This window comes from Acidovorax sp. JG5, assembly GCF_017939685.1.
GTDB lineage: Bacteria > Pseudomonadota > Gammaproteobacteria > Burkholderiales > Burkholderiaceae_C > Acidovorax.
Map to the genome: position 1 here is coordinate 1 of NZ_JAGKSE010000014.1, position 26,427 is coordinate 26,427.

At 66.1% G+C, this 26,427-nt stretch carries 25 protein-coding genes; 12 read left to right on the top strand and 13 right to left on the bottom strand.

Annotated features, from left to right (window positions below):
- Positions 1–102: 102 nt before the first annotated feature.
- From J8G26_RS13685 to J8G26_RS13700, 4 genes are all read right to left on the bottom strand, one after another.
- Positions 103–873 carry a class II glutamine amidotransferase gene (locus J8G26_RS13685; RefSeq protein ID WP_210569573.1) on the bottom strand — a complete coding sequence of 257 codons (771 nt, stop codon included), beginning with the start codon at positions 871–873 and terminating at the stop codon, positions 103–105.
- 32 nt (positions 874–905) lie between these two features.
- Positions 906–2,384 (bottom strand): DHA2 family efflux MFS transporter permease subunit, encoded by a 1,479-nt coding sequence (locus tag J8G26_RS13690; RefSeq protein WP_210569575.1) that lies wholly within the window; start codon positions 2,382–2,384, stop codon positions 906–908.
- A 33-nt stretch (positions 2,385–2,417) separates the two neighbouring features.
- On the bottom strand, positions 2,418–2,651 hold the full coding sequence (locus J8G26_RS13695) for a cysteine-rich CWC family protein (protein ID WP_210569577.1): 234 nt from the start codon (positions 2,649–2,651) through the stop codon (positions 2,418–2,420).
- 191 nt (positions 2,652–2,842) lie between these two features.
- Positions 2,843–5,080 (bottom strand): malate synthase G, encoded by a 2,238-nt coding sequence (locus J8G26_RS13700; protein ID WP_210569579.1) that lies wholly within the window; start codon positions 5,078–5,080, stop codon positions 2,843–2,845.
- Between the two features lie 274 nt (positions 5,081–5,354).
- On the opposite strand from J8G26_RS13700, the gene J8G26_RS13705 reads away from it, so the two are divergent.
- Positions 5,355–6,278: a LysR family transcriptional regulator gene (locus tag J8G26_RS13705; RefSeq protein ID WP_087747881.1), complete on the top strand. Its 924-nt coding sequence runs from the start codon at positions 5,355–5,357 to the stop codon at positions 6,276–6,278.
- A 54-nt stretch (positions 6,279–6,332) separates the two neighbouring features.
- Positions 6,333–6,779, top strand: a complete 447-nt coding sequence (locus J8G26_RS13710; protein ID WP_087747880.1) for a DUF2214 family protein — start codon at positions 6,333–6,335, stop codon at positions 6,777–6,779.
- Between the two features lie 74 nt (positions 6,780–6,853).
- Here the strand turns inward: J8G26_RS13710 and J8G26_RS13715 are convergent, their stop codons facing one another.
- Positions 6,854–7,141: a PsiF family protein gene (locus J8G26_RS13715; RefSeq protein WP_087747879.1), complete on the bottom strand. Its 288-nt coding sequence runs from the start codon at positions 7,139–7,141 to the stop codon at positions 6,854–6,856.
- 159 nt (positions 7,142–7,300) lie between these two features.
- On the opposite strand from J8G26_RS13715, the gene argS reads away from it, so the two are divergent.
- From argS to J8G26_RS13765, 10 genes are all read left to right on the top strand, one after another.
- Positions 7,301–8,998: an arginine--tRNA ligase gene (argS, locus tag J8G26_RS13720; protein WP_087747878.1), complete on the top strand. Its 1,698-nt coding sequence runs from the start codon at positions 7,301–7,303 to the stop codon at positions 8,996–8,998.
- A gap of 12 nt (positions 8,999–9,010) precedes the next feature.
- The gene (locus tag J8G26_RS13725; protein WP_210569581.1) at positions 9,011–9,682 is read left to right on the top strand and encodes an SPOR domain-containing protein; all 672 of its coding nucleotides are present in this window, start codon (positions 9,011–9,013) and stop codon (positions 9,680–9,682) included.
- 84 nt (positions 9,683–9,766) lie between these two features.
- Positions 9,767–10,423 carry a thiol:disulfide interchange protein DsbA/DsbL gene (locus tag J8G26_RS13730; RefSeq protein ID WP_087747876.1) on the top strand — a complete coding sequence of 219 codons (657 nt, stop codon included), beginning with the start codon at positions 9,767–9,769 and terminating at the stop codon, positions 10,421–10,423.
- Between the two features lie 102 nt (positions 10,424–10,525).
- Positions 10,526–11,179 (top strand): lipopolysaccharide transport periplasmic protein LptA, encoded by a 654-nt coding sequence (gene lptA / locus J8G26_RS13735; RefSeq protein WP_087747875.1) that lies wholly within the window; start codon positions 10,526–10,528, stop codon positions 11,177–11,179.
- Positions 11,176–11,964 (top strand): LPS export ABC transporter ATP-binding protein, encoded by a 789-nt coding sequence (lptB, locus tag J8G26_RS13740; protein ID WP_210569583.1) that lies wholly within the window; start codon positions 11,176–11,178, stop codon positions 11,962–11,964. The genes lptA and lptB overlap by 4 nt, the downstream gene beginning before the upstream one ends.
- Positions 11,965–12,052: 88 nt before the next feature.
- The gene (locus tag J8G26_RS13745) at positions 12,053–13,642 is read left to right on the top strand and encodes an RNA polymerase factor sigma-54 (protein ID WP_210569585.1); all 1,590 of its coding nucleotides are present in this window, start codon (positions 12,053–12,055) and stop codon (positions 13,640–13,642) included.
- 81 nt (positions 13,643–13,723) lie between these two features.
- A complete protein-coding gene (locus tag J8G26_RS13750) occupies positions 13,724–14,155 on the top strand; it encodes a thioesterase family protein (protein ID WP_210569587.1) in 432 nt (143 codons plus the stop codon).
- 23 nt (positions 14,156–14,178) lie between these two features.
- Complete coding sequence (locus J8G26_RS13755; RefSeq protein WP_210569589.1) at positions 14,179–15,483, top strand: THUMP domain-containing protein; 1,305 nt, start codon at positions 14,179–14,181, stop codon at positions 15,481–15,483.
- The gene (locus tag J8G26_RS13760) at positions 15,473–16,015 is read left to right on the top strand and encodes a putative toxin-antitoxin system toxin component, PIN family (protein ID WP_087747870.1); all 543 of its coding nucleotides are present in this window, start codon (positions 15,473–15,475) and stop codon (positions 16,013–16,015) included. The genes J8G26_RS13755 and J8G26_RS13760 overlap by 11 nt, the downstream gene beginning before the upstream one ends.
- Before the next feature lie 101 nt (positions 16,016–16,116).
- Positions 16,117–16,974 (top strand): UPF0149 family protein, encoded by an 858-nt coding sequence (locus J8G26_RS13765; protein ID WP_210569591.1) that lies wholly within the window; start codon positions 16,117–16,119, stop codon positions 16,972–16,974.
- Between the two features lie 92 nt (positions 16,975–17,066).
- Here the strand turns inward: J8G26_RS13765 and J8G26_RS13770 are convergent, their stop codons facing one another.
- From J8G26_RS13770 to J8G26_RS13805, 8 genes are all read right to left on the bottom strand, one after another.
- A complete protein-coding gene (locus tag J8G26_RS13770; RefSeq protein ID WP_087747868.1) occupies positions 17,067–17,522 on the bottom strand; it encodes a CinA family protein in 456 nt (151 codons plus the stop codon).
- Positions 17,523–17,587: 65 nt separating this feature from the next.
- Entirely contained in the window at positions 17,588–18,061 is a 474-nt protein-coding gene (locus J8G26_RS13775; protein ID WP_210569647.1) for a phosphatidylglycerophosphatase A, read from the bottom strand.
- A 177-nt stretch (positions 18,062–18,238) separates the two neighbouring features.
- Positions 18,239–18,712, bottom strand: coding sequence for a universal stress protein (locus J8G26_RS13780; RefSeq protein ID WP_210569592.1), 474 nt, complete (start codon positions 18,710–18,712; stop codon positions 18,239–18,241).
- A 32-nt stretch (positions 18,713–18,744) separates the two neighbouring features.
- Positions 18,745–19,935: an acetate/propionate family kinase gene (locus tag J8G26_RS13785; RefSeq protein WP_210569593.1), complete on the bottom strand. Its 1,191-nt coding sequence runs from the start codon at positions 19,933–19,935 to the stop codon at positions 18,745–18,747.
- Positions 19,932–21,377 carry a bifunctional enoyl-CoA hydratase/phosphate acetyltransferase gene (locus J8G26_RS13790; protein ID WP_210569594.1) on the bottom strand — a complete coding sequence of 482 codons (1,446 nt, stop codon included), beginning with the start codon at positions 21,375–21,377 and terminating at the stop codon, positions 19,932–19,934. Before J8G26_RS13790 ends, J8G26_RS13785 begins: the two co-directional genes overlap by 4 nt.
- A gap of 26 nt (positions 21,378–21,403) precedes the next feature.
- The gene (locus J8G26_RS13795; RefSeq protein ID WP_210569595.1) at positions 21,404–22,534 is read right to left on the bottom strand and encodes an ABC transporter permease; all 1,131 of its coding nucleotides are present in this window, start codon (positions 22,532–22,534) and stop codon (positions 21,404–21,406) included.
- 2 nt (positions 22,535–22,536) lie between these two features.
- The gene (gene rbbA / locus J8G26_RS13800; RefSeq protein ID WP_210569596.1) at positions 22,537–25,323 is read right to left on the bottom strand and encodes a ribosome-associated ATPase/putative transporter RbbA; all 2,787 of its coding nucleotides are present in this window, start codon (positions 25,321–25,323) and stop codon (positions 22,537–22,539) included.
- Entirely contained in the window at positions 25,320–26,402 is a 1,083-nt protein-coding gene (locus J8G26_RS13805) for an HlyD family efflux transporter periplasmic adaptor subunit (RefSeq protein ID WP_210569598.1), read from the bottom strand. Before J8G26_RS13805 ends, rbbA begins: the two co-directional genes overlap by 4 nt.
- Between the last annotated feature and the right edge of the window lie 25 nt (positions 26,403–26,427).

The window sequence follows — 26,427 nt, forward strand, 5'->3', positions numbered from 1 at the left end:
CACCTCTCTCAAATCGCCCCACATCCGCAATCGGGCGAAAACTGCGCTAGGAATCGGGCCGGATGGCGTTTCGCCAACTCTCCATCGAACTCGCCGCAAACGCTATTCCTTGCCTGCCTCGCTCCCACCCACAAATACCTTGAGCTCTCCCGAGCTAAATGCCTTCCATTCCTCGTTCACCGTCAGCGGCTCTGTTGCTAGCAACTGAATTCTGTCCGACGGCGTGGTGAGGGGGGCGAAATCGATGCTGAGATCTTCATCCGAGAGCTGTGCCACAGCAAAAGGATGGTGCCGTTCCAGGTGATAGAGGTGGGTGGATGCGTGGGCCCACAGTGCTTCTCCGTTGGACAGCAGAAAATTGAACGTGCCGTGCGCTGCAATCCGCGGCGTCAGTTCGCGTAACGTGCGTGTGAGCTCTTCGATGCGGGGCATTCCGGCATGCGATTTCGCAAGTTCTTGCAGCAGCCAGCAAAAGGCATGTTCGCTGTCGGTGTTGCCCACCGGATGAAAATGCGCATGCAACCGGGGCCGAAATTCCTTCAGATCGCCGTTGTGCGCAAAAACCCAGTAGCGCCCCCACAGTTCCCGGACGAAAGGGTGGCAGTTTTGCAGGCTGACCGGGCCCTGGGTGGCCTTGCGGATATGGGCGATGACGTTGAGGCTCTTGATGGGATAGTGTCGGATGAGCTCCGCAATGGGCGAGTCTGCGGCGCGCTGATGATCCACGAAGTGGCGCAGGCCCCGGTCTTCAAAGAAGGCGATGCCCCAACCATCCGCGTGGTCCGCCGTATTGCCGCCACGTTGGGCAAACCCCCGAAAGCTGAAGGTAATGTCCGTGGGGGTGTTGCTGTTCATTCCAAGCAGCTGGCACATGGAAAGACCCTGTGGTGTGGTGACATAGATGGTCAGGGGCGCTGTTCAGCGCCTGCCTGCGCTGGTGCGCTGCGCAATTGCCATGCTGCAATCAGGGCAAGAAGGCAAAGCCCTGCCAGCATCAGAAAGGTCTCGCCAAACGCTGCGATGCGTGCGGGGCTGGTGGTGGTGGCCGCCAGCGAGTTCCCATGGACGCCCAGGCGCCATTCCAGCACGATGCCACACAGACTCACGCCTGCCGCGCCCCCCAGCATGCGCACGAAACCAATGACACTGGAGCCCTGGGAGATAAGCGCCTTGTCCAGCGGCCGCAGGGCGCTCAGATTGAGCGATGGCAGGATGAAGCCCAGCCCGATTCGGCCAAGCACGGCAAAGAGCACCAGCGTCCAAAGGGCCGACTGCAGGCCCACCAGAATCATGAGCGCAAAGGAGAGGCCCAGCAACACCAGGCCCGTACTGACCAGCCAGTGGGTGGCAACCCGGTCGCCAAGGCGGCTAACCAGAGGAATGGTGATCGCCAGCACAATGCCGGAGGGCAGCATGATGGTGCCCACATGCGACGGCGAAAGCTGCAACCCCAGTTGCATGAAGACGGGCAGAAGATAAGTGGAGCCGAACAGCGCGGTGCCATAGATGAACGCGACCACGCTGCCCATGGCGAACTGCCGGTATTCAAACACCCGCAGGTCCATAAGGGGCTTTTGCCCGCGCCGCATAACGCGGCGTTGCCACCAAAGGAAAAATAGCAGTGACAGCACGGCGCCGCCCAGCAACAGGGCGGCCTCGGCGTCTGGACCGCTGTGCAGCGCCACCAGACCATTGAGAAGGCACAGTGTGCCCAATGTGCCCAATGCCAGGCCGCGCCAGTCCAGCGGCTCGCTGCGGCGATTTGCCTGCACACCACCAGGAGCGGTGGTGGGCACGAACTTATAGGCCAACGCGATGGACGCAAGGCACAGCGGCACGACCATGAAGAAAATGGAGCGCCAGCCAAGCCAGTCCACCAGCAGTCCTCCCACGCTGGGCCCGATGGCGGGAGCCAGCACCACGCCCATGCCAAAAATGCCGCTGGCGCGGCCCTGCTCATGGGGTTTGAAGGCATACAAAATGATCACGGCGGGAATGGGCTGCACCACCCCGGCCGCCAGTCCCTCGGCGACACGCGCGACGAGAACCAGACTGAAATGCCCGGCGACACCACCACCGATACCGCCCGCCAGCAGCAGCACCATGGCGCTGACGTAAGTGGCCCGGTAACCGTAGCGAGAGAGAAGCCACGGTGTGGTCAGCATCGACACGGTGGTGGCCACCATGAAGCCCGAGGTCACCCACTGGGCGCGTTCCTGGCCCAGTGTGAAGTAGTGGCTCATGTCCGGTATCGCCACATTGACAATGGTGGACGACATGATGGACGCCATGGTCCCCACCATCACGGAAAGCAGGAGCAGCCAGCGGTAGCGGTCACCATAGCGCTCGCGCAGCGCGGCGATCGAGCCGGACGGCTGTGTCATGGGTTCAGTAGCTCCTCGCAATGCAAAGCCTGATCATATCGGCACACCGGGTGGCTGCTGGTCGGTTTTCTGCGGCGCCGAGGCCCCGCAAGTCGGGCAGATGCAGGCGCGCCCGCGCAGGGCACCAGGCACTGCAGTCAGCGCTGCGGCCGAAATTTGCGCCGACATGCACCAGCAGGCATCGACCGCTTGCCCGGCAGCCACGGCGCACTGGTTGCCTTGCCCGCATAAAGGACAGACGCTGGTATCGAGGGGCGGCAGAGACATATGCGGGCAGTCAGGGCAGTCGCCCGGTGGGATGACTGCCCGTGTAAAGGTGGCGGGCCCAAAAGAAGGGCACCCCAAAAGGTGCCCTTCATTATTGCAAAAAAAGCCTTGTAGCGCTTATGTAGCAATCGCTTTAAGCTATATTTTTTATAGCAATGACGATCCAGTGCCGCCGCAGGCCATGCGCACCCTTATGCGGCCGCTTTGAGCTTCAGGCGCCAAGCGTGCAGCAGGGGTTCGGTGTAGCCGCTGGGCTGTTCGGTGCCTTTGGTGACCAGTTCGACTGCGGCACGGTAGGCGTACGAGGTGTCGAAGTTTCCTGCCATGGGCTTGTACAGCGGATCACCGGCATTTTGCTGATCGACCACGGCCGCCATGCGGCGGAAGGTTTCCTTCACCTGTGCCTCGGTCACCACGCCATGCAGCAGCCAGTTGGCCATGTGCTGGCTGCTGATGCGCAGCGTGGCGCGGTCTTCCATCAGGCCGATGTTGTGGATGTCGGGCACCTTGGAGCAGCCCACGCCCTGGTCCACCCAGCGCACCACATAGCCCAGAATGCCCTGGGCGTTGTTGTCCAGCTCCTGTTGCTTCTCGGCATCCGACCAGTTGGGGTTTGCACTGACGGGTACCGTGAGCAGGCCGGTCAGCAGCGCGTCGCGCTCGGCGTTGGCGTCGATCTTCTCCAGCGCCTGCTGGACCTCGGCGACGTTGACCTGCAGGTAGTGCAGCGCGTGCAGCGTGGCGCCGGTCGGGTTGGGCACCCAGGCGGTGTTGGCGCCGGCCTTCGGATGGGCGATCTTCTGCTCCAGCATGGCGGCCATCAGGTCGGGCGCGGCCCACATGCCCTTGCCGATCTGCGCCTTGCCGCGCAGGCCGCACGACAGGCCCACCAGCACGTTGTTCTTTTCATAGGCCTGGATCCAGGCGCTGCCCTTCATGTCGCCCTTGCGGATCATCGGGCCCGCGTGCATGGCGGTGTGCATCTCGTCGCCCGTGCGGTCGAGGAAGCCGGTGTTGATGAAGGCCACGCGCGCCGACGCGGCGGCAATGCAGGCCTTGAGGTTGACGCTGGTGCGGCGCTCTTCGTCCATGATGCCCAGCTTCACCGTGTTATCGGCCAGGCCCAGCAGCTTTTCGACGCGGCCAAACAGCTCGGCGGCAAAGCCCACCTCGGCGGGGCCGTGCATTTTGGGCTTGACGATGTAGACGCTGCCCTTGCGCGAGTTGCGGATGCCCGCAGCGCCTTCAGTGCTGCCTGCTGCTGCTTTGCCGTGGCCCTTTTGCAGGTCGTGCAGCGCGATGGCGGTGGTCACCACCGCATCCATGATGCCTTCGGGAATCTCGCGCACGGTGCCCTGCGCGTCCGTCCACAGGATGGCCGGGTTGGTCATCAGGTGGCCCACGTTGCGCAGGAACATCAGCGAGCGGCCGTGCAGGCGCACTTCGCCTTGGCCGCTGGGCGCTGTGTACACGCGGTCGGGGTTCAGGCCGCGCGTCATGGTCTTGCCGCCCTTGTCGAACGATTCGGTCAGCGTGGCCTGCAGGATGCCCAGCCAGTTGCGGTAGCCCAGCACCTTGTCTTCGGCGTCCACGGCGGCCACCGAGTCTTCCAGGTCGAGGATGGTGGACAGGGCGGCTTCCAGCACCAGGTCGCTCACGCCGGCGGCGTCGGTCTGGCCGATGGGCGTGGCGCGGTTGATCTGGATGTCCAGGTGCAGGCCGTTGTGCTGCAGCAGCACCGACGAGGGTGCTGCGGCATTGCCCTGGTAGCCGGTGAACTGGGCGGGGTTCTTCAGGCCGGTGGTGCTGCCATTTTTCAGCGCCACCACCAGTTGGCCGCCTTCCACGCGGTAACCGGTGGCGTCTTGGTGCGAGCCCGTGGCCAGCGGCGTGCTCTGGTCGAGCACGTTGCGGGCGAACGCGATCACCTTGGCGCCGCGCACGGGGTTGTAGCCCTTGCCTTTTTCAGCGCCATCGGTTTCGGGGATGGCGTCGGTGCCATACAGGGCGTCGTACAGGCTGCCCCAGCGGGCGTTGGCGGCGTTCAGCGCGTAGCGGGCGTTCAGGATGGGCACCACCAGCTGGGGGCCGGCCTGCACGGCGAGCTCGTCGTCCACGTTGGTGGTGGTGGCCTGCACATGGGCGGGCTGGGGCACCAGGTAGCCGATGGTTTCCAGAAACTGGCGGTAGGCCGCCATGTCGGTGATCGGGCCGGGGTGGGCCTTGTGCCAGCGGTCCAGCTCGGTTTGCAGGCGGTCGCGCTCGGCCAGCAGGGCGATGTTGCGCGGGGCCAGGTCGGCCACGATGGCGTCAAAACCCTTCCAGAAGGCGCTGCTCTGCACGCCGGTGCCGGGCAGGACCTGGTCTTCCACGAAGCGGAACAGGGAGGTGGCCACTTGCAGGCCGTGGACAGAGGTGCGTGCGGTCATGGTGCGATGCCTAAGGTCAAAGAATGGAGGGAAATGCAGACACTGGGCCCGCTGGCGCGAACCATGCGCAGACTGTATTGCAATTGTCTGGCGGCATAAAGCCTTTGAATATCTCGAAACCAATGACTTTTTTGCAAAAGCAGTGTCGATGATTGCTATTGAAATAATAGCTATTTGCGCATGCTGAGTAAGGGCTAGGTGCAGATTTGATGCAGATTTTCGAATCGCCGCCGTCCTGCGGCCTGAAAGCCATTCGTATCCATAATCAGCGCCCATGGACAAACTCAAGGCCTTCGAATCCTTTGTCTCGGTGGCCACGCGGGGCAGCCTCACCGCTGCGGCCAAGGCCGAGGGCGTGGCGCCCGCCATCATGGGGCGGCGCCTTGATGCGCTGGAAGAACACCTGGGCGTGAAGCTGCTGGTGCGCACCACGCGGCGCATCAGTCTCACGCACGAGGGCAGCGCGTTTCTGGAAGACTGCCAGCGCCTGTTGTCGGATGTGGCCAATGCCGAGGCCAGCGTGTCCGAAGGCGGCGTCAAGGCCACCGGGCATTTGCGCATCACCGCGCCCGCCGGCTTTGGCCGCCGCCATGTGGCGCCGCTGGTGCCGCGTTTTCGGCTGGCGCACCCCGATGTGACCATCTCGCTCAACCTCAGCGACCGCGTGGTGGACCTGGCCGGCGAGGGCTTTGACTGCGCCGTGCGCGTGGGCGACCTGCCCGACTCGTCGCTGGTGAGCGTGCGCATTGCCGACAACCGCCGCCTGTGCGTGGCCACGCCCGCCTATCTGCAGCGCCGGGGCACGCCCCGCCACCCCGGCGAATTGGTGCAGCACGACTGCCTTACCTTGTCGAGCGAAGCTTCGCAGACGCGCGGCTGGGCGTTTCGCATGCCTGCCGCGGGCGGTGGCAGCGAGGTGGTGCACCTCAAGCCCGGCGGGCCGCTCGATTGTTCGGACGGCCAGGTGCTGCACGACTGGTGCCTGGCGGGCTATGGCCTGGCCTGGCGCAGCACCTGGGAGGTGGAGGCGGAAATCGCGGCCGGCCGCCTGGTGGAAGTGCTGGAGGCGTTTGCCGCGCCGCCCAATGGCATTTACGTGGTGTTCCCCCAGCGCAAGCACATGCCGCTGCGGGTGCGGCTGTGGATCGATTTCCTCAAGCACAATTACAGCCAGCCCGGCTTCTGGACGGCGGCGTAACCCAACCGGGTGTTGCGCGCCGCGCCGTTGTGCCGGGGTTTACAAGGATCTGCAATGACTCTCGAAGCCGTCCTGGCCAGCCTGCACCTGGTGGCCATCCTGACCCTGGTGGTCTTTTTGTCGAGCCAGGCGGCGCTGTGCCGCACCGAATGGATGAATGCCGCCGTGGTCGAGCGGCTGGCGCGCCTGGATGTGATTTATGGCGTCACGGCGCTGGTTCTGCTGCTCACGGGGCTGGCGCGCGTGGTGTGGGGCATCAAGGGCCTGTCCTGGTATGTCTCGCAGCCCCTGTTCCATCTGAAGCTCACGCTGTTTGTGGTCATGGTGCTGCTGTCCATTGGGCCCACGCTGTCGTTCCGGCGCTGGCGCCGCCAACTGCGCGCCACCGGCGCGCTGCCCGAAGCCCGCGAAGTGGGGCGGGTGCGCCGGCTGGTCATGGTGCAGTCGCATGTGCTGCCCGTGGTGGCTGTGATTGCCGTGTTCTGGGCGCGTGGCTGGTAGGTCTGCGGGGCGGCATAAAAAAACCCGCCTGGCAGCGCCGGCGGGCTTTTTAGAGCGAACGAGAACCTGTCGGCTTATTTCTTCAGGCATTCGCTCATGAAAGCCTTGCGTTCCTCGCCCGTCTTGCCCGTGGCATCGGCGTTGCACGTCTTCATCTTGCTTTGCTGCGTGGCGGGTTTGTTGCTCAGGCAGGTTTTCATGAAGGCCTTGCGCTCGTCGCCCTTCATGCCGGTGGCATCCTTGTTGCAGGTGGCCATTTTGGACTGCTGCTTGGTGGGGGCGGGTGCAGGGGTGTCGGCCGCGTGCGCGGCACCAAAAGACAGGGCCAGGCCCAGTGCGGTCAGGGAAAGAAGTTGTTTCATAAGGGCTCCAAAAGTTGGCAGATATCGAACGTCAACCCAGGCGGATTGCAGCATACAACGGCCTTTTCCACAATGCGGATGACGGAGGCGGCAGGCCGATGGCTGTTTCGATGCGCTGGGCCGGGGGGGCGTCTGGCACCGGCCCCGTAGAATCGGGCAATGCTCTCCGTCAAACAAGATTTGTTGGCCGCGCTTGCGGCTGAACTGGAAAAACTCACCCCCGGCGCGGGCGCCAAGGCCGCATTCGAGTCGCCCAAGGTGGCGTCTCACGGGGACTTCGCCTGCACCGCGGCCATGCAGTTGGCCAAGCCGCTCAAGCTCAATCCCCGCCAGGTGGCAGAAAACCTGCGCACCGCGCTGCTCGCCACGCCGGTTTACCAGCGCTGGGTGGCCGATATCGACATCGCAGGCCCCGGCTTCATCAACATCCGCCTGAAACCTGCTGCCAAGCAGGAAGTCGTGCGCGAGGTGTTGGCCGCCGGTGCGCGCTTTGGCTTCCAGCCTCGGCGCAATGCGCGCGTGCTGGTCGAGTTCGTCTCGGCCAACCCCACGGGGCCGTTGCATGTCGGCCACGGCCGCCAGGCCGCGCTGGGCGATGCCATCAGCCACCTGTTCGACACCCAGGGCTGGGACGTGTACCGCGAGTTCTATTACAACGACGCGGGCGTGCAGATCGCCACCCTGGCCAATTCCACGCAGATGCGCGCCCGTGGTTTCAAGCCCGGCGACGCCGAATGGCCCGAGACGGCCTACAACGGCGACTACATTGCCGACATTGCCGCCGATTTCCTGGCCCAAAAGACCGTGCGCTCGGACGACCGTGAGTTCACCGCCAGCGGCGATGTGAACGACCTCGACGGCATGCGCCTGTTTGCCGTGGCCTATCTGCGCCACGAGCAGGACCTGGACCTCAAGGCCTTTGATGTGCGCTTTGACAACTACTACCTCGAGTCCAGCCTGTACACCAGCGGCAAGGTCGATGCCGTGGTGCAAAAGCTGCGCGACGCGGGCAAGACCTACGAGCACGACGGCGCCCTGTGGCTCCAATCGACCGAATATGGCGACGACAAGGACCGCGTCATGCGCAAGGGCGACGGCAGCTACACCTATTTCGTGCCCGACGTGGCCTACCACATCACCAAGTGGGAGCGCGGCTTTACCAAGGTGGTGAATGTGCAGGGCACCGACCACCACGGCACCATCGCCCGCGTGCGCGCCGGGTTGCAGGCGGCCAATGTGGGCATTCCGCAGGGCTACCCCGACTACGTGCTGCACACCATGGTGCGCGTGGTCAAGGGCGGCGAAGAGGTCAAGATCAGCAAGCGCGCGGGCAGCTACGTCACGCTGCGCGACCTGATCGAGTGGACCAGCAAGGACGCGGTGCGCTTCTTCCTGCTCAGCCGCAAGCCCGACACCGAATACACCTTCGACGTGGACCTGGCCGTGGCGCAGAACAACGACAACCCGGTGTACTACGTGCAATACGCCCATGCGCGCATCTGCTCGGTGCTGCGCGCCTGGCAAGAGTCTTTGGCCGGGCAAGGCGGTGGCGATGTGGCCGCGCTCAAGGACGCGGACCTGTCCGCGCTCGATGGCCCGCAGGCCCAGGCGCTGATGCTGCAATTGGCCAAATACCCCGAGATGCTCACCGCCGCTGCCGAAGGCGAGGCGCCGCACGACGTCACCTTCTACCTGCGCGACCTGGCTGCCAGCTACCACAGCTACTACGATGCCGAGCGCATCCTGGTGGAGGATGAAACCGTCAAGCGCGCCCGCCTGGCCCTCGTCGCCGCCACCGCCCAGGTGTTGCACAATGGCCTGGCCGTGCTGGGCGTATCGGCCCCAGCCAGAATGTAAGCAGTTACTACCATGAAGAAAAAACAGACGGGCGGCACCATCATCGGCTTTATTGTCGGGGTCATCGTCGGCCTGGGCGCTGCCCTGGCCGTGGCCGTGTATGTGACCAAGGTGCCGGTGCCTTTTCTGAACAAGGGCGGCCTGCGTGGCGTGGATCAGGACGCAGCCGAAGCCCAGAAGAACAAGAACTGGGACCCCAATTCGCCGCTTTACGGCAAGAACCCCGCACGACCACCCGCCGCGCCGGTCGCGCCAGCGGCGCCCGATGCGAATGGCGCGGCACCCGCCGCTCCCGCCCCCGCCCCCGCCGAGGCCACTGCTGCGCGCATCCCCGCCAGCAAGCCTGCGGCGGCCGATGCCAAGCCGGCCGCCAAGGTCGATACCAAGGCCGCCACCTCGGCGGACCCGCTGGGCGATCTGGCCAAGGCCCGGTCGGCAGGGGTGGATCCGTTTGATTATTTCGTGCAGGCCGGTGCGTTCCCCAGCCAGTCGGGCGCCGACGCCCAGCGCGCCAAGCTGGCCATGCTGGGCTGGGAAGCCCGCGTGAGCGAGCGTGAACAAAATGGCCGCACCGTATACCGCGTGCGCGTGGGCCCATTTTCCAAGCGCGACGATGCCGAGCAGCTGAAAGAAAAACTGGAAAGCGCCGGTGTCGAGTCCGCGATGGTGCGGGTCCAGCGCTAGGATGGCCACGGCCACCGCCATCGTCTGAACTTTTTCGTGGGGGCGGTCTCACACCCCCAGACCAGAACAAGGAGTGTCCCTTTCATGAAACGCCGCGAGTTTTCCCTCTCTACCGCTTCGGTGGTTGCCGCTTCCGCCCTGACCCTGCCGCTGGCCACGCCGGCCCTGGCGCAGGCGCGCCAGTTCAAGGAGGGCAAGGACTACACCAAGCTCGCCAAGCCGCTGACGCCCGATGCGCCCGCCGGCAAGGTGGATGTGATCGAGTTCTTCTGGTACAGCTGCCCGCACTGCAACGCGTTTGAGCCCACGCTCGATGCCTGGGTCAAGGCAGCACCCAAGGACCTGAGCATCCGCCGCATTCCGGTGGCATTCAACGCCAGCTTCGTGCCGCAGCAAAAGCTGTATTTCACGCTCGAAGGTATGGGCAAGCTCGACACCCTGCACGCCAAGGTGTTCCGTGCCATCCACGTCGAAAAGCTCAAGCTGGCCAAGGATGACGATATCTTTGCCTGGGTGGCCCAGCAGGGCGTGGACGCCGCCAAGTTCAAGGAGGTCTATACCTCCTTCACTGTGGCCAGTCAGGTGCGCCGTGCCTCGGCGCTGCAAGAGGGTTATGGCGTGGAGGGCGTTCCCTCGATGGGCGTGGCTGGCCGGTTCTATACCGATGGCACCATGGCCGGCAGCATGCAGACCGTGTTGCAGGTGGTGGAGTATCTGGCGGGCGTGGCGCGCAAGGGCTGATCCCGCACAGCGCCTACCCGTTCGAGAAGCCCGCGCCTGCGGGCTTTTTTTATGGGCCGCCCCCCCCGTGCATGGCTACAATCCGTGCAAGATTCGTGCCTCATGAAAAAAAGTTTCCTCCCCATCCTGCTGCTGACGGCCTTGGCCTGCGCCCCTGGCGTGGGCTTTGCCGAAAAAGCCGACCGCAACAAGCCCATGAACATCGAGGCCGATGCGTTGCGCCACGATGAGCTCAAGCAGACCAGTGTTTTCACGGGCCGGGTGGTCATGACCAAGGGCTCCATCGTGCTGCGCGGCGCGCGGCTCGATGTGCGCCAGGATGCCGATGGCTACCAGTACGGCGTCGTGACGGCCGAGCCCGGCAAGCGCGCGTTCTTCCGGCAAAAGCGCGACACCCCGGCCGGCGCACCGGACGAGTTCATCGAAGGCGAGAGTGAAATCATCGAATACGACGGCAAGGCCGACAACGTGCGTTTCATCACCCGCGCCGAGATGCGCCGCTATCGGGAATCGGTGGTGACCGATGATGTGTCGGGCGCCGTCATCGTTTACAACAACCTCACCGACGTGTTCACGGTCGATGGCCAGAAAAAGTCGGCCGCCAGCGTGCCGGGCGATGTACCCGCCCCGGGCGGCCGCGTGCGCGCCGTGCTGTCGCCGGCCAAGGAGCAGCCTGCCGGCGCTGTGGCCCCGGCCCCCGCGGCCAGCGGGCCGGTGCTGCGTCCCAGCAACTCGCTCGGTGGTGCAAGCAAGTGAGTGCTGTGACGGTGAATCAAGGTCAAGGCCCAGATACCCAGACGGGCAGCCGCCTGGAAGTCGAACACCTCGAAAAATCCTATGGCAGCCGCAAGGTCGTCAAGGACGTGTCGCTGGTCGTGCAAAAGGGCGAAGTGGTGGGCTTGCTTGGCCCCAATGGCGCTGGCAAGACCACCTCGTTTTACATGATCGTGGGGCTGGTGCGCTGCGATGGCGGTGATATCCGCATCGATGGCCATTCGGTGGCGAACATGCCCATCCACCGGCGTTCGCGCCTGGGGCTGTCCTATCTGCCGCAAGAGGCGTCGATCTTTCGCAAGCTGAACGTCGAAGAGAACGTGCGCGCCGTGCTGGAGCTGCAGCGCGGCGACGACGGCAAGCCCCTGCCCCGGGCCGAGATTGAAGCGCGCCTCACCGCCTTGCTGCAGGAGCTGCGCGTGGACCATCTGCGCGATTCGCCGGCCCTGGCCCTGTCGGGCGGTGAGCGCCGCCGGGTCGAGATTGCCCGTGCCTTGGCCACCCAGCCGCGCTTCATCCTGCTGGACGAGCCGTTTGCCGGCATCGACCCGATCGCGGTGATCGAGATCCAGCGCATCATCGGCTTTTTGAAGGCGCGTGGCATCGGCGTGCTGATCACCGACCACAACGTGCGCGAGACGCTGGGCATCTGCGACCACGCCTTCATCATCAGCGACGGTCGCGTCCTGGCCCAGGGCACCCCGTCCGAGATCGTGGACAACGCCGAGGTGCGCCGCGTTTATCTCGGCGAGCACTTCAGAATGTGAGCATGGCCCCCACGCTTGTCACTACGTGTACTGCGCTGCCCCCCGAGGGGGCCTTCGCGCCTTGGGGCGGCCCGGCGGCGCTCATGCAATGAAGCCCGGCCTTTCCCTGCGCGTTTCGCAGCACCTGTCGCTGACGCCGCAGTTGCAGCAATCGATCCGGCTGTTGCAGTTGTCCACGCTGGAGCTGTCGCAGGAAGTCGAGCAGATGCTCGACGAAAATCCGTTTCTGGAGCGCACGGCCGAAGAAGCCCCGCGCGAGGAATTTGGCCTCGAAACGGCCGACATCCCCGCGCAGGCCGACGACTACAGCGCCGATGATGCTATGTATTCAGGAGCTGCCAGCGCAAGCAGCACTAGCGCTGAAGGCCAAAATGATGCGGAAACCCCCAGCACCAGCGCGGACGAACCCGACTGGAGCGGCGACGGCACCGTGGAAATGGCGCCCAACGATGCCGAGTGGGGCGGTGATGCGCCCGCCCGCAACCGCAACGACTCCGAAGGCGACGAGGCCGATGCCACCGAGCTGGCGCGCTCGCACGAGTCCCTCACGTCGTTTCTGCACCGCCAGGCCCTGGCGCTGCGCCTGTCCGAGATCGACCGCGCCGCGCTGCGCTTCCTGATTGAATCGCTCAACGACGACGGCTACCTTGAAGAGCCGCTCCAAGAGCTGGCCACGGGCCTGGCTGGTGAGGGCAATCTCGAGCAGATCGACGAGCTGGTGCACCGTTTCACCGTGGCGCAGCGCCTGCTGCAAAGCCTGGAGCCCGTGGGCGTGGGCGCGCGCAACCTGGCCGAATGCCTGACGCTGCAGCTCAAGGCCCTGGCCGCCGACGAAGACAGCGGGATCGACCCCGGCACCGTGCAGACCGCCCTCTCCATCTGCCAGCAGCCGCTGGAGATGCTGGCGCGCCGCGACATCCGCCGCCTCACCCAGGCCTGTGGCGATGGCGAAGAGCGCACGCGCGCCGCCATGGCCCTGATTGCCCGGCTGGAGCCACGCCCCGGCCGCCGCTTTGCCGATGTGGAGCGCAACATCATCGTGCCCGACGTCATCGTGCGCAAAGCCGGCCGCGCCAATGGGCACAGCGGCCAGCACAACTTCATCGTGCAGCTCAACCCCGACGTGATGCCGCGCCTGCGTGTGCACGACATCTACGCCGGCGCGCTTCGCGGCCACAAGGGCGGCGAGGGCCACCAGGGCATGCAGCAGCGCCTGCAGGAGGCGCGCTGGTTCATCAAGAACATCCAGCAGCGCTTTGACACCATCCTGCGCGTCTCGCGCGCCATCGTCGAGCGGCAGAAAAACTTTTTCACCCACGGCGAGCTGGCCATGCGCCCGCTGGTGCTGCGCGACATCTCCGATGAGCTGGGCCTGCACGAATCCACCATCAGCCGCGTGACCACCGCCAAATACATGGCTACGCCGATCGGCACCTACGAACTCAAGTATTTCTTCGGTTCGGGCCTGGGCACCGAGACCGGCGGCAATGCATCGAGCACCGCCGTGCGCGCGCTCATCAAACAGTTCGTCGCTGCCGAGAACCCCGCCAAACCGCTGTCCGACAGCCAGATCGCCGACATGCTCAAGGAGCAGGGCATCGAGTGCGCGCGCCGCACCGTGGCCAAATACCGCGAGGCGCTCAAGATCGCGCCGGCCAACCTGCGCAAGGCTTTGTAGGCCCTTCGCTGGCGGGTGCGCGGGTTGTGCGCCCGTTGGTTGTTTTTTTGTTTCGTTGACCCTCTCACCCGCTTGTACGCCATGGCCCGCATTGTTTTCGACCTTCCCCCGCATTTCGGCTTTGCCACCGAGATGCAGATCTACATCAGCCACGTCAACCAGGGCGGGCACCTGGACAACGCACAGCTGCTCTCGCTGGTGTCCGAGGCGCGTGTGCGCTTCTTCCAGTGGCTGGGTTACCCCGAGGCGGATGTGGGCGGGCTGTCCATCGTGGTGGGAGACATCGTGGCGCAGTACCGGTCCGAGGGTTTTCACGGCGAGACCATGCGCGTGGAGATGGCGCCCGCAGACTTCAATCGCTATGGTTTCGACCTCGTCTTTCGAATGACTGAAAAGACGCAAGGCCGCGAGGTGGCGCGCGGCAAGACCGGCATCGTCTTCATCGGCAAGAGCGACCGCAAGGTGGCGCCGATCCCCGAGTCCATCCGCCAGTTGCTGCTGCTCAAGGCTTGAGCGCGTATCCTTTTGGCCTGTCTATGAACCAACTCCAACTATTCCTGCCCTGCGCCGCCGGCGTCGAGAGCTATCTGGCTGATGAGGTGCACGCCATCACCGGCCTCACGGGCAACGACCTGCTGGTGGGCCGGGGCGGCGTGCTGTTGCGCGCCTCGTGGCGCCAGGCCATGCAGCTGAACCTGCACAGCCGCCTGGCGCAGCGCGTGCTGGTGCAGCTGGCGCACCGCCCGTACCGCTCTGAAAACGACCTGTACGCTGCCGCCAGCGACGTGGCCTGGGAGATCTGGTTCACCACGCGCCAGACCTTCAAGGTCGAGGTGACGGCGCAGCACAGCCCGCTGCAAAGCCTGAACTTCGCCGGCCTCAAGATCAAGGACGCGGTGGCCGACCGCTTTCGCGCCAAGAGCGGCGTGCGCCCCGACGTGAACACGCAGTGGCCCGACGTGCGCATCCACCTGCACCTGACCACCGAAGAGGCCACGATCTACATCGACACCTCGGGCGAGCCGCTGTTCAAGCGCGGCTGGCGCGAGGACAAGGGCGACGCGCCGCTCAAGGAAACCCTGGCCGCCGCCATGATCGCCGCCAGCGGCTGGGACCCCCTGGGCGACAACCCCGTGCCGCTGTACGACCCCTGCTGCGGCAGCGGCACCATTGCCATCGAGGCCGCGCAGATCGCCTGCCGCATCCCGGCGGGCATGCTGCGCCGCTTTGCGTTCGAGAAACTGCTGCCGTTCCAGGCGCATGTCTGGTCTGCTATTAAAAACGAAGCTGAAGGCGCAATCCAGGCAAGCGCTGTGCCCATATTTGGCAGTGATGTGGCCCACCGCATGGTCGATTTTGCCCAGCGCAATGCCGAGCGTGCCGGCGTGGCCGATGCCGTGCAGCTGCGCGGTGGCGACGCCCTGCAGCGCATGCCGCCCTGCGAGCAGCCCGGCGTGATGCTGCTCAACCCGCCCTACGGCGAGCGCATTGCCGCCGCCGGCACCGCCGGGCAAAACGCCAACGAACGCGCGGCCGAGCGCGCCCTGGGCGCCAGCGTGGGCCGCGAAGCCGCGCACACCGACGATGGCGGCGAGTTCTTCAGCCAGCTGGCCGCGCACTGGAAAAAGAACTACGCCGGCTGGCAGGCCTGGATGCTCACGCCCGACCTCAAGTTGCCCGGCAAGATGCGCCTGAAAGAATCGCGCCGCGTGCCCATGTGGAACGGCCCCATCGAGTGCCGCCTGTTTCGCTTCGACATGGTCAAGGGCTCGGTGCGCGCGCCGCGTGGCGCCGATGGAGCAGCCCCGTCGGCACCCACGCCCAAGGGCCATGGCGGCTAAGCCCCCGCGCTGCGTGCTGCCGCTGCCCGAACGCGGCGAACCCGGTGCCGATGCGCGCGCGCTGGTGCTGGACACCAACATCGTGCTCGACCTGCTGCTGTTTGCCGACGCGGCCGTGGCGCCCGTGCGTGCGCTGCTCGATGCGCAGCGGCTGTGCTGGGTGGCCACGCCGCCCATGCGCGACGAGCTGGCGCGCGTGCTGGCCTATCCGCAGATTGCGCCGCGCCTGGCGTTTTATGGGCTGACCGCCAGCGCGCTGCTGCAGTCCTACGAAGCCCAGGTGCGCTGGGTGGATGTGGCGCCGCGCGTGGCCGCCGTGTGCAAGGACGCCGACGACCAGCATTTCATCGACCTGGCCGTGGCCCACCGCGCCATCCTGCTCAGCAAGGACAAGGCGGTTCTTTGCATGAGAAAAAGGCTTCTAGCCCTTGGTGCACATGCGGCAACAGCTATTGTTTTTGAAGAAAACAGGTGGGCCGGGGATTCGCCGGAGCGCACGGCCACCACACCTTCTGCCCTGCCGATGGCTTGACTTTTTGCCCCGGCGGGCGGCTACACTGGCCGCCTTTGCCAGGGGCCAGGGGCAGCACCCAAGCCTTGTTGCCCTTTGGCCCCGCCGACTGGAGCCCCGCTATGAACACCCCCCACCAAGAACCCACGGACGCCGCCGCCGCATCTGCCGTGTCTGCCGCATCTGCTGCCCCGGCCCTGGGCCCCGACGAACTCGACGAGATCGACATGCTGCTGGACGACCTGCGCACGCGGGGCGAAGAGATCCCGCAGTGGGAGTTCTGCGACGGCTTTTTGACGGCGCTGATCTGCAGCCGCCGCCCCATCCCGCCGTCGGAATACCTGCCCATGCTGCTGGGCGATGGCTCGGCGCTCGACCTGGCCGAAGGCGAGGCGCTGCCCTTGCTGCCGGCGTTTGCCGATGCGGCGCAGCAGGCGCGGTTCCTGGAGCTGTGGATGCGCCGCTGGAACGAGGTCGAAGCACAGCTCGACGCCCCGGTCGAAACGCTGGACGACGACCGCACCTTCCAGCCCGAGGCCATGGACATGCGCGGTGCCGTGGCCAGCTTGCCCGAAGAGGAGCGCGCCGAAATGGCCGGCCAGGATATTCCCTCGTTTGGCCAGGTGTGGGCGCTGGGCTTCATGTTCGCCGTGGAAAACTGGCCCGAAGACTGGGCCGCCCCGCGCGACAAGGAGGCTGCCAAGTGGCTTGACGATGCGCTCGACAGCATCGTCGCCCTGACCGAAGACGACACCGGCAAGCCCGAGGTCTGCATGTTCAGCGAAGACGGCCCGCCCAGCACCAGCCAGGCCCGCGTGGAAACCTTTGGCGAAGCCATCTGGGCCGTGTACGACCTGCGCCAGCTATGGAAAAGCATGGGCCCGCGCATCGAAACCGTGCGCAAGCTGCCCGAACCCGGCCGCAACGAGCCCTGCTGGTGCGGCAGCGGCAAGAAGTTCAAGAAGTGCCACGGGGCGTAAATATTTGCTCCTGAAAAAGGAGCTGCTAGCGCTTTCAAGGAAAGGGCTGGATGCTGATTTGGCTTGAATTTCGGCGCAGTGCTCGCGGGCCGCTACGCCAGCAGCGCCTGCAGCCGCGCCAGCGCGTGCCGCACGGTGGCAGTGCGCACGGCGGCGCGGTCACCGGCAAAGTGCCGCACCTCGCTGTGCGTCTGTCCGCCCACGCACCAGCCAAACCACACCGTGCCCACGGGCTTGTCGGCGCTGCCGCCCGTGGGGCCGGCCACGCCGGTCACAGCCACCGCTACCTGGGCGTGCGCGTGGGCCACGGCGCCTTCGGCCATGGCGCGGGCCACGGGCTCGCTGACGGCGCCATGCTGCTCAATCAGCGTGGCGGGCACGCCCAGCAGCTCGGTCTTGGCGGCGTTGGAATAGGTGACAAAGCCGCGTTCGAACCACTGGCTGGAGCCCGCCAGGTCGGTGCAGGCAGCGGCGATCAGGCCGCCGGTGCAGCTTTCGGCGGTGGCCAGCATCCAGCCGCGCGCCAGCAGCTGGCGTGAAATATCCATCAAAATGGCCTCTTGCGCTTGTGTGGCAAGCGATGGTAGCTCATTTTTTGATAGTGATGGGACGCTCACCAGAAGAACCTCCACAGCGCAATCGCCAGCAGCGTACAGAACGCCGCCACGAAATCGTCGAACAAAATGCCCCAGCCGCCGCGCCAGCCAAAGCCCTTGAACAGCTGGTCGGCCCAGCCCACGGGCCCGGGCTTGGCGGCATCGAAAAAGCGGAACAGGGCAAACGCCACGGCCTGGCCCCAGAACCCCATGGGCATGGCCAGCCACAGCACCAGCCAGAAGGCCACGACCTCGTCCCAGACGATGCTGCCGGGGTCGGAAACGCCCATGTGCCGCGCGGTGACGGTGCAGGCCCACCAGCCCACCAGCGTGCCAGCGCCGATCAGCAGGCCCAGCTGCTGCGCATCCAGCCAGTGCTGCAGCACCAGAAAGGCCAGCCAGGCCCACAGGGTGCCCACGGTGCCCGGCGCCCTGGGGCTCAGGCCCGCGCCAAAGCCCAGCGCAAGGCAGTGCGCCGGGTGTTGCAGCATGAACGCGGCGCTGGGGCGGCGCGGCGGCGGCGTGCTGGGGGCGCGCGGTGTGGCATCGGTCACATCGACCGGGTCGCGGGGGGCGCCAGATGGGGTGGGGATCACGCGGAAACTCCGGGGCATTGCATCAGGAGGGGGATGCTAGCAGCCACATCGCCCCCATCGCCCGAGCCGCGCTCAGACGGACGCGGCAGGTTGCGCGTCGGCGGGCAGGCGCACCAGCAGCACCGGCACGGGGGCGGTGCGCGCTACCTGCTCGGCATCGCTGCCCAGGAACATGCGCGCCATGCCCCGCCGTCCCTGGGTGCCCAGCACGATCAGGCTGGCGCCCCATTGCCGGGCTTCGTCGATCACGAGTTGTGCCACCTGGGCGTCCAGGTTCTCCAGCAGGCAGATTTCGGCCTGGATGCCTTGCGCGGTGAGTTGCTCGCAGGCCGTGCGCAGCATGGACTCGGCCGCTTTCATGGCTGCGGGGAGGAAGTCGCTTCGGTAGACCTCGGGGCGCACAAAGCCGACCGCGTGTGTCAGCGGATCGATGATGTGCAGCAGGCGCACCTGCGCGCCCAATTTCAGCGCCAGGCCGGCGGCTTCTTTCAGGGCTTGTTCCGAGGTGGGGCTGCCGTCGAAGGGAACCAGGATTTTTTTGTACATGGGGCACTCGTGGCGAAGGTGAAAGGGTGAACTCAGTGACCGGGCAAGCCGACCAGCGCAAGGGTGCGCCAGGCGGCGATCCATTCTTCATTGGTGGGCTCCACCGCCACCTGCACGCGGCTGGCTGCGGGCGAGACGAGGGGCGCGTTCAGCGCGTTGGCGTCGGCATCCAGCGTCACGCCCAGGAAGGCCAGCTCGCGGCAGATGCGCTCGCGCAGGATGGCATTGTGCTCGCCAATGCCGGCGGTGAAGACCAGCATATCCAGCCCGCCCAGCACAGCGGTCATGGCGCCGATCTCGCGCACGATGCGCCGCACATACAGCGCCAGCGCGGCCTGCACGCGTTTGTTGCCGGCCTCTTGCTGCAGCAGCACGCGCGGGTCGGACGACACGCCCGACAGGCCCAGCAGCCCCGACTCGTGGTACAGCACATGGCCCACCTGTTCGAGCGTGAGTTTTTCGATCTCCATCAGGTACAGCACCGCGCCGGGGTCGAGCGCGCCGCAGCGCGTGCCCATCATCAGCCCGTCGAGCGCCGAAAACCCCATGGTGGTGGCTATGCTGCGCAGCCCCTGCATGGCGCACAGGCTGGCGCCGCTGCCCAGGTGGGCCACGATGGTGCGCCCGCGTGCGGCGTTGCCATGACGCTCGGCCAGCGCGACCGACATGAATTCGTACGACAGGCCATGAAAGCCATAGCGGCGCAGGCCGCGCTCCCAGGCGCCATAGGGCAGGGGCAGCATCTTCTCGACATCGGGCAGCGTGTGGTGGAAGGCCGTGTCAAAGCAGGCCACCTGGGGCAGTCCGGGCGCCGTGGCCAGCAGCGCCTCGATGGCTTCGAGCGCGAACGGCTGGTGCAGCGGCGCCAGCGGGATGTAGGTCTTGAGGTCGGCCAGCACGGCGGCGTCTACGCGCACCGGGTCGAAATATTTGGCGCCGCCGTGCACCACGCGGTGCGCCACGGCGGCGATGCGGTGGCTGCCCAGGCGGGCCAGAACACGCGCGCGGATGTGCTCCAGCGCCGCGTGGTAGGGCTGGGCACTGTCCAGCACGACCGGGCCGGGCACGGTGCCGGTTTCGCCAAAGGTGGGGGCGGGGCCGGTGATGCCATCGACTTTGCCGTTCCACAGGGGCTGGCGCGGCAGCGGCTGCACGCTGGCGCCAAACAACGCGAATTTGATGCTTGACGAGCCGCAGTTGAGCACGAGGACCAGGTCGTTCATGGCGGCAGCACCTTGTAGCGGTGCGCCAGCAGCACGGCCACGGCGCAAGAGGCGATGCGGGTCTCGCGCGAATCGGCGCGGCTGGTGAGCACGATGGGCACGCGCGCGCCCAGCACAATGCCGGCGCTGGCCGCGTTGCCCATGAATTCGAGCTGCTTGGCCAGCATGTTGCCGCTTTCCAGGTCGGGCACCACCAGAATGTCGGCCCGGCCTGCGACTTCGGAGACGATGCCCTTGGTGTGCGCGGCCGCCATCGACACGGCGTTGTCGAAGGCCAGCGGCCCGTCGAGCAGGGCGCCGGTGATCTGGCCGCGGTCGGCCATCTTGCACAGCGCGGCCGCGTCCAGCGTGGCTGGCATGTGCGGGTTGATGGTTTCCACCGCTGCCAGGATGGCCACGCGCGGCTCGGCCACGCCGATGGAATGGGCCAGGTCGATGGCGTTGCGCACGATGTCGGCCTTGTCGTCCAGCGTGGGTGCGATGTTGATGGCGGCGTCGGTGATGATGAAGGGGCGCGGGTAGGCCGGGGTCTGCATCAGGTAGCAGTGGCTGATGCGCCGCTTGGTGCGCAGGCCGGTGCCGCTGGCCACCACGGCGGCCATGAGCTCGTCGGTGTGCAGGCTGCCTTTCATGAGGGCCTCCACACGCCCCTGGGCCACCAGCTCCACCGCGCGCGCGGCGGCGGCATGGCTGTGGGGCACGTCTTCGATGTCGATGTCCGAGATGTCGAGGCCGTTGGCCTGCGCCACCGCCAGAATGCGCGCACGCGGGCCAATCAGCACCGGGGTGATGAGCCCGGCCGCGCGTGCGTCCAGTGTGCCCGAAAGGCTCAGCGCATCGCAGGGGTGCACCACCGCCATGGGGATTGCGCCCATCGGGCGCACATGGTCCAGCAGCCGGTGCAGGCCGTCGCCGTTGACGGTCAGGCGCACCTCGGGTAGCGTGGTGCGGGCGCGCTCGATGCGCTCGGTGGGGGCAATCACATCGGCCTCGCCACGGATCACGGCCACGCCGTCCTGGTTGGTGCAGCTGCAGGCGAGCTTGAGGCGTTTTTTGGCCTCGTCGCGTGCGGTCACGGTCACGCTGACGCGCAGGGTGTCGCCCACGCGCACGGGTGCGAGGAATTTCAGCGTCTGCCCCAGATAGATGGTGCCGGGGCCGGGCAGGCGCGTGCCCAGCACCGCCGAGATCAGCGCGCCGCCGAGCATGCCGTGGGCAATGACGCCCTGAAAGCGCGTGGAGGCGGCGTATTCCGCGTCCAGGTGCTGCGGGTTCACGTCGCCCGAGAGCACGGCAAACAGCTGGATGTCTTCGGTGCTGAGCGTGCGCTCGAACGAGGCGGTGTCGCCCACCGCGATCTCGTCGAACGTGCGGTTGCGCACGGTGCCCAGGTCGTTGCCGGTGCTGTGCGCTGGAAGGGGGGCGGGCAGGATTTCTGGCATGGGACTCCGGAAGATCTTGTCAATGGTCAGGCCATCTGGCTGATGGTCTTGCGAAAACGGGCCAGCGAGATGGTGAACAGCACCCCGCCAATGGCCAGTATGGCCAGCAACTGTGGCCAGACCATGTCGAGGCCGGCACCTCGGTACAGGATGGCCTGCGCGCCCGCCACAAAATGCGTGGTCGGCGCGGCCAGCATCACCTGTTGCACGAATTCAGGCATGCTCTCGCGCGGCGTGACGCCACCCGACAGCATTTGCAGCGGCAGAAGGGTCAGCACCAGCAACATGCCGAACTGCGGCATGGAGCGGGCCACGGTGGCCAGGAAGATGCCCATGGAGGTGGTGGCAAACAGGTGCAGCGCCGACAGCACCATGAACAGCAGCACCGAGCCCTGCACCGGCACCTTGAGGACGCCCTGCACCACGAACACCAGCGCCACCAGCGCCGCCAGCAGCACCACCAGCCCCATGGACCAGACCTTGGCCAGCATGATCTCGCCGGGCGTCACGGGCATGACCAGCAAATGCTCGATGGTGCCGTGTTCGCGCTCGCGTATCAGCGCCGCGCCCGTCAGGATGATGGACAGCATGGTGACGTTGTTGATGATTTCCATCAGCGAGCCGAACCAGGCCTGTTCGAGATTCGGGTTGAAGCGCATGCGCACGTTCAGATCGGCCGGCAGCCGCGCTTCGCCGCGATGGCGTTGCACAAACTCGTTGACCTCGCCCGCAACGATCTGCTGGATAAAGCCGCTGCCGGTGAACGCCTGGCTCATGCGCGTGGCGTCCACATTGAGCTGTACTGCGGGGGCCAGACCGGCCAGCACCTCGCGCTGGAAGTTGGGCGGAATGTTGAGTACGAAGGTGTAGTTGCCTTTGTCCATGCCGGCATCCATCTCGGCCAGCGTGATCAGGCGCGGGGTGATGAATTGCGGCGGATAGAAGCTGCCCACGATGCGCGCCGAAAGGGGCGAGTCGTCCTCGTCCACGATGGCGATGGCGGCCTTGTGCAGGCTCTCGGGCATGGCCGTGGCGGCCACGTAGATCGACACGGTGAAGGTGTAGACGATCAGCACCAGCATCATGGGGTCGCGCACCAGGCTCCACAGTTCCTTGATCCCCAGGCGCCAGATGTTGGCAATGGATGCAGCGTGCATGCTCAGGACTCCTGCTTTCGCAGCAGCAAGATGGCCGTGCCGACGATGACCGGCGCGGCGATCAGCAAGGGCCAGAACGAAGGCAGCAGGCTGCCCAGGTCCAGTGCCTTGCTGAAAACGCCCCGGCTGATGGTCAGGAAATGCGTGGCCGGAAAAATGCGGCCAACAAAGGCGCCCACGCCTTCGAGCGAAGACACCGGGTTGATCAGCCCCGCATACTGGACGGACGGGATCAGCGTGCCGATCATGGTGACGAACATCGCCGAAATCTGGCTGCGGGTAAAGGTGGAGGCCAGCAAGCCAATGCCCGTGGACGACACCACGAACACCAGTGCCGCCAGCGCCAGCGTGGCAAAGCTGCCCTTGAGCGGCACATCGAACACCGTGACGGCCATCGCGGTCATGAGCAAAAAATTGAACATGGCCAGCACGATGTAGGGCAGCTGCTTGCCCAGCAGAAATTCGGTGCGCGTGACGGGCGTGACATACAGGTTGATGATGGAGCCCAGCTCTTTTTCGCGCACCACCGACAGCGCCGTGAGCATGGCCGGTATCAGCATCAGCAGCAGCGGAATAACGGCTGGCACCATGGCGGGCAGGCTTTTCACATCGGGGTTGTAGCGAAAGCGGGTCTCGACCGAGCTGGCCGCCGCCAGCTGCACGCCCAGCCGGTGTTTTGCCTGGTCGGCCAGCCACATCTGGTGCATGGCGCCGACATAGCCGCGCACGGTTTCCGCGCGCATGGGCATGGCGCCATCGACCCAGGCCGCCACCTGCACGGATCGGCCATGTTGCAGGTCGCGCGCGAAGCCCGGTGGAATCTCGATGGCCAGGGCCAGCTCGCCGCTGCGCATGCGCTGGTCCAGCTCTGCGTGGCTGCGAAGGGGCGGCTTTTCGATGAAGTAGCGCGAACCCGCGAGGTTGAGTGTGTAGTTCTGGCTCAGCAGGGTCTGGTCCTGGTCCAGCACCGCATAGCTAAGGTCTTCGACGTCCATGCTGATGCCGTAGCCAATGATGAACATCAGCAGGGCGGTGCCCAGCAGCGCCAGCGTGGCGCGCACCGGGTCGCGCTGCAGCTCCAGCGTTTCGCGCCACATGTAGCTCAGGGCGCGGCCCAGGCTGAAGAAGCCCCGGCGGCGGCCTGTGGGCGCAGTGGCGGGCTCGCTGTGCGGTGTGGGCGTGGGCGCCGCAGGCGCTGGCGTGCCTTCGGCGGGCACGGCGCGCCGAGTGCCCGAGGCCTCTTCCAGGTGGGCAATGAAGGCCTGTTCCAGCGAGCTGGCGCCGCGCTGCGCGGTGATGTCTGCCGGCTTGGCGCTGACCAGCACCTTGCCGGCGTGCATCAGCGAGATGCGGTCGCAGCGCTCGGCCTCGTTCATGAAGTGGGTGGAGATGAAGATGGTCACCCGGTCGCGCCGCGACAGCTCGATCAGCAGGCGCCAGAAGTTGTCGCGCGCCACCGGGTCCACGCCCGAGGTGGGTTCGTCCAGGATCAGCAGCTCGGGCTGGTGCACCATGGCCACCGCGAGCGACAGGCGCTGGCGCAGCCCCAGGGGCAGGGCGTCGGGCAGGCTGTCAATTTCGTCCTGCAGGCCAAAGCGCTCGACCATGGCCTGCACGCGCCCTGGCACCTGGGCCTCGGGCACATGGAACAGGCGCGCGTGCAGCACCAGGTTTTGCCGCACGGTCTGCTCGCCATACAGCGAAAACGCTTGTGACATGTAGCCCACGCGGCGGCGGGTTTCGATGTCTTTGGGGTTCACTTTCTGGCCAAACAGCCAGGCCTCGCCCTCGCTGGCCGGCAAGAGGCCGGTGAGCATTTTCATGGTGGTGGACTTGCCGCAACCGTTGGAGCCCAGAAACCCGAAGATCTCGCCGCGGCGGATGCGGAAATCCACATGGTCCACGGCCACGAAGTCGCCAAAGCGCATGGTCAGGCCCTGCGCCTCGATGGCCACCTCTGCGTCGTCGCCCAGCATCAGCGGGGTGATCTCCACGGGCTGGTGGCCGCGTTTTTTGGCCTCGGGCAGCAGCCCGATGAAGGCGGCCTCCAGGTTGCTGGTGCCGGTGCGTTCCAGCAGCTCGTGGGGCGCACCGGTGGCGAGCACCTGGCCGTCGTCCATGGCCACCAGCCAGTCAAAGCGCTGGGCTTCGTCCATGTAGGCGGTGGCCACCACAACGCTCATCTGCGGGCGCTCTTGCCGGATGCTGGCAATCAGATCCCAGAACTGGGCACGGGCCAGCGGGTCCACGCCGGTGGTCGGTTCGTCCAGGATCAGCAGGTCAGGGTCGTGGATCAGCGCGCAGCACAGGCCCAGCTTCTGCTTCATGCCGCCGGACAGCTTGCCCGCCGGACGCGACAGGAACGGATACAGGCCGGTGCTGCGGGTCAGGTCGTCGATGCGGCGGCGCCGCTCGGCCGCGTCGTGGCCGAACAGGCGGGCGAAGAACTGCAGGTTTTCCTCCACCGACAGAGTCGGGTAGAGGTTCTTGCCCAGCCCCTGGGGCATGTAGGCAATGCGCGGGCAGACCTCGTCGCGGTGGCGCTTGTCGGCCATGTCGCCGCCCAGCGCCTCCACCCGGCCCTGCTGCACCGCGCGCGCGCCGGCCAGCAGCGACAACAGGCTGGACTTGCCGACGCCGTCGGGACCGATCAGCCCGACCATGCGGCCGGCCGGAATTTCCAGGTCAATGCCATCGAGCGCAACGGCCTTGCCATAGCGCAGGCGCACGCCGGCGACCCGGGCGACCTGCCCGGCGCCATCGGGCGTGGCCAAAGCGCCTGCCGTCATTGTCCGGGTACCTTGAGCGCCAGCTCAGCTGGCCATGGTGCATCTGCCTCGAGCTTGACCCAGGCCACGCCAGGCAGGCCCGTTTTGACCTGTTTCAAGTGCTTTTGCAGCAGTTCGCGGTCGATCTGTGCCTTGACGCGGAACATCAGCTTTTGGCGCTCGCTGGCTGTCTCAACCGTCTTGGGCGTGAATTGCGCGCTGGCGGCCACGAAGCTGACCTTGGCTGGAATCACGAAATCCGGCGCGGCGTCGAGCACCACCCGCACCTCGGTGCCCAGCGCCACGCGGCCGGCCACGGTTTCAGGCAGGAAGAAGGTCATGAAGACGTCCGACAGGTCAATGAGATTGAGCACCTTGCCGCCGCCGCCCAGCACTTCGCCAGGCTGCGCGATGCGGTACTGCACGCGGCCGTCGCGGGGGGCTTTGAGCTGGCTGTCGGCGATGTCGGCCTGGATGCGCGCGATGGTTGCCTCGCTGGCCACCACGGCCGACTGCGCGCCCACCACCTGTGCGCGGGCCGCGTCGATGGCGGCCTGCGCCGCGGCAGTCTGCGCCTTGGTTGCGGCTACGGCGGCCTGCGCGCTGCGCACGCGGGCGCGGTCGTCGTCGAGTTCCTGCAGCGAGGCCGCGCCATCGCTCGATAGCGTCTCGGAACGCTTGAGCCGGCGCTGCGCGGCGTCCAGCTCGCTTTCGCGCTGGGCCACCACCGCCAGGCCTGCCACCCGGTCGCTCTCGCGCACAGCGACCTGGGCCTTGGCTGTGGAAACGGCGGTCACGGCCTGCTGGTGGTTCGCGCGCGCCTCGTCGCGTTGCGCTTCAAGCGACTGGATCTGCATGGTCGCGAGTGGTTGGCCGGCCGACACGAAGTCACCTTCGCTGACCAGGATGCTGTCCACCCGGCCCGCGAACTTGGTGGCGACATCGACTTCGGTCGCTTCGATGCGGCCGTTGCCGCGGACGAAAGCCTCGCCGGGGCCGCTGGGTTGCAGACGTGTCCAGCCATACCAGCCAGCGGCCGCGACGGCTACTGCGATGAGTGCGGGAATCAGTTTCTTTTTGAGTTCGGGATTCATGGGCATCAGATTCATCAATTGGTATCAATTG

What these genes read in the sequence shown, in the direction of transcription:
- J8G26_RS13775 (WP_210569647.1), bottom strand. Translation starts at nt 18,061, where the DNA reads ATGCTGCAACACCCGGCGCACTGCCTTGCGCTGGGCTTTGGCGCGGGC.
- J8G26_RS13805 (WP_210569598.1), bottom strand. Translation starts at nt 26,402, where the DNA reads ATGCCCATGAATCCCGAACTCAAAAAGAAACTGATTCCCGCACTCATC.
- J8G26_RS13780 (WP_210569592.1), bottom strand. Translation starts at nt 18,712, where the DNA reads ATGTACAAAAAAATCCTGGTTCCCTTCGACGGCAGCCCCACCTCGGAA.
- J8G26_RS13690 (WP_210569575.1), bottom strand. Translation starts at nt 2,384, where the DNA reads ATGACACAGCCGTCCGGCTCGATCGCCGCGCTGCGCGAGCGCTATGGT.
- J8G26_RS13710 (WP_087747880.1), top strand. Translation starts at nt 6,333, where the DNA reads ATGACTCTCGAAGCCGTCCTGGCCAGCCTGCACCTGGTGGCCATCCTG.
- argS (WP_087747878.1), top strand. Translation starts at nt 7,301, where the DNA reads ATGCTCTCCGTCAAACAAGATTTGTTGGCCGCGCTTGCGGCTGAACTG.
- J8G26_RS13770 (WP_087747868.1), bottom strand. Translation starts at nt 17,522, where the DNA reads ATGGATATTTCACGCCAGCTGCTGGCGCGCGGCTGGATGCTGGCCACC.
- J8G26_RS13795 (WP_210569595.1), bottom strand. Translation starts at nt 22,534, where the DNA reads ATGCACGCTGCATCCATTGCCAACATCTGGCGCCTGGGGATCAAGGAA.
- J8G26_RS13725 (WP_210569581.1), top strand. Translation starts at nt 9,011, where the DNA reads ATGAAGAAAAAACAGACGGGCGGCACCATCATCGGCTTTATTGTCGGG.
- lptA (WP_087747875.1), top strand. Translation starts at nt 10,526, where the DNA reads ATGAAAAAAAGTTTCCTCCCCATCCTGCTGCTGACGGCCTTGGCCTGC.
- J8G26_RS13730 (WP_087747876.1), top strand. Translation starts at nt 9,767, where the DNA reads ATGAAACGCCGCGAGTTTTCCCTCTCTACCGCTTCGGTGGTTGCCGCT.
- J8G26_RS13755 (WP_210569589.1), top strand. Translation starts at nt 14,179, where the DNA reads ATGAACCAACTCCAACTATTCCTGCCCTGCGCCGCCGGCGTCGAGAGC.
- J8G26_RS13750 (WP_210569587.1), top strand. Translation starts at nt 13,724, where the DNA reads ATGGCCCGCATTGTTTTCGACCTTCCCCCGCATTTCGGCTTTGCCACC.
- J8G26_RS13705 (WP_087747881.1), top strand. Translation starts at nt 5,355, where the DNA reads ATGGACAAACTCAAGGCCTTCGAATCCTTTGTCTCGGTGGCCACGCGG.
- J8G26_RS13715 (WP_087747879.1), bottom strand. Translation starts at nt 7,141, where the DNA reads ATGAAACAACTTCTTTCCCTGACCGCACTGGGCCTGGCCCTGTCTTTT.
- J8G26_RS13785 (WP_210569593.1), bottom strand. Translation starts at nt 19,935, where the DNA reads ATGAACGACCTGGTCCTCGTGCTCAACTGCGGCTCGTCAAGCATCAAA.
- J8G26_RS13745 (WP_210569585.1), top strand. Translation starts at nt 12,053, where the DNA reads ATGAAGCCCGGCCTTTCCCTGCGCGTTTCGCAGCACCTGTCGCTGACG.
- J8G26_RS13760 (WP_087747870.1), top strand. Translation starts at nt 15,473, where the DNA reads ATGGCGGCTAAGCCCCCGCGCTGCGTGCTGCCGCTGCCCGAACGCGGC.
- J8G26_RS13790 (WP_210569594.1), bottom strand. Translation starts at nt 21,377, where the DNA reads ATGCCAGAAATCCTGCCCGCCCCCCTTCCAGCGCACAGCACCGGCAAC.
- J8G26_RS13700 (WP_210569579.1), bottom strand. Translation starts at nt 5,080, where the DNA reads ATGACCGCACGCACCTCTGTCCACGGCCTGCAAGTGGCCACCTCCCTG.
- J8G26_RS13765 (WP_210569591.1), top strand. Translation starts at nt 16,117, where the DNA reads ATGAACACCCCCCACCAAGAACCCACGGACGCCGCCGCCGCATCTGCC.
- rbbA (WP_210569596.1), bottom strand. Translation starts at nt 25,323, where the DNA reads ATGACGGCAGGCGCTTTGGCCACGCCCGATGGCGCCGGGCAGGTCGCC.
- J8G26_RS13685 (WP_210569573.1), bottom strand. Translation starts at nt 873, where the DNA reads ATGTGCCAGCTGCTTGGAATGAACAGCAACACCCCCACGGACATTACC.
- J8G26_RS13695 (WP_210569577.1), bottom strand. Translation starts at nt 2,651, where the DNA reads ATGTCTCTGCCGCCCCTCGATACCAGCGTCTGTCCTTTATGCGGGCAA.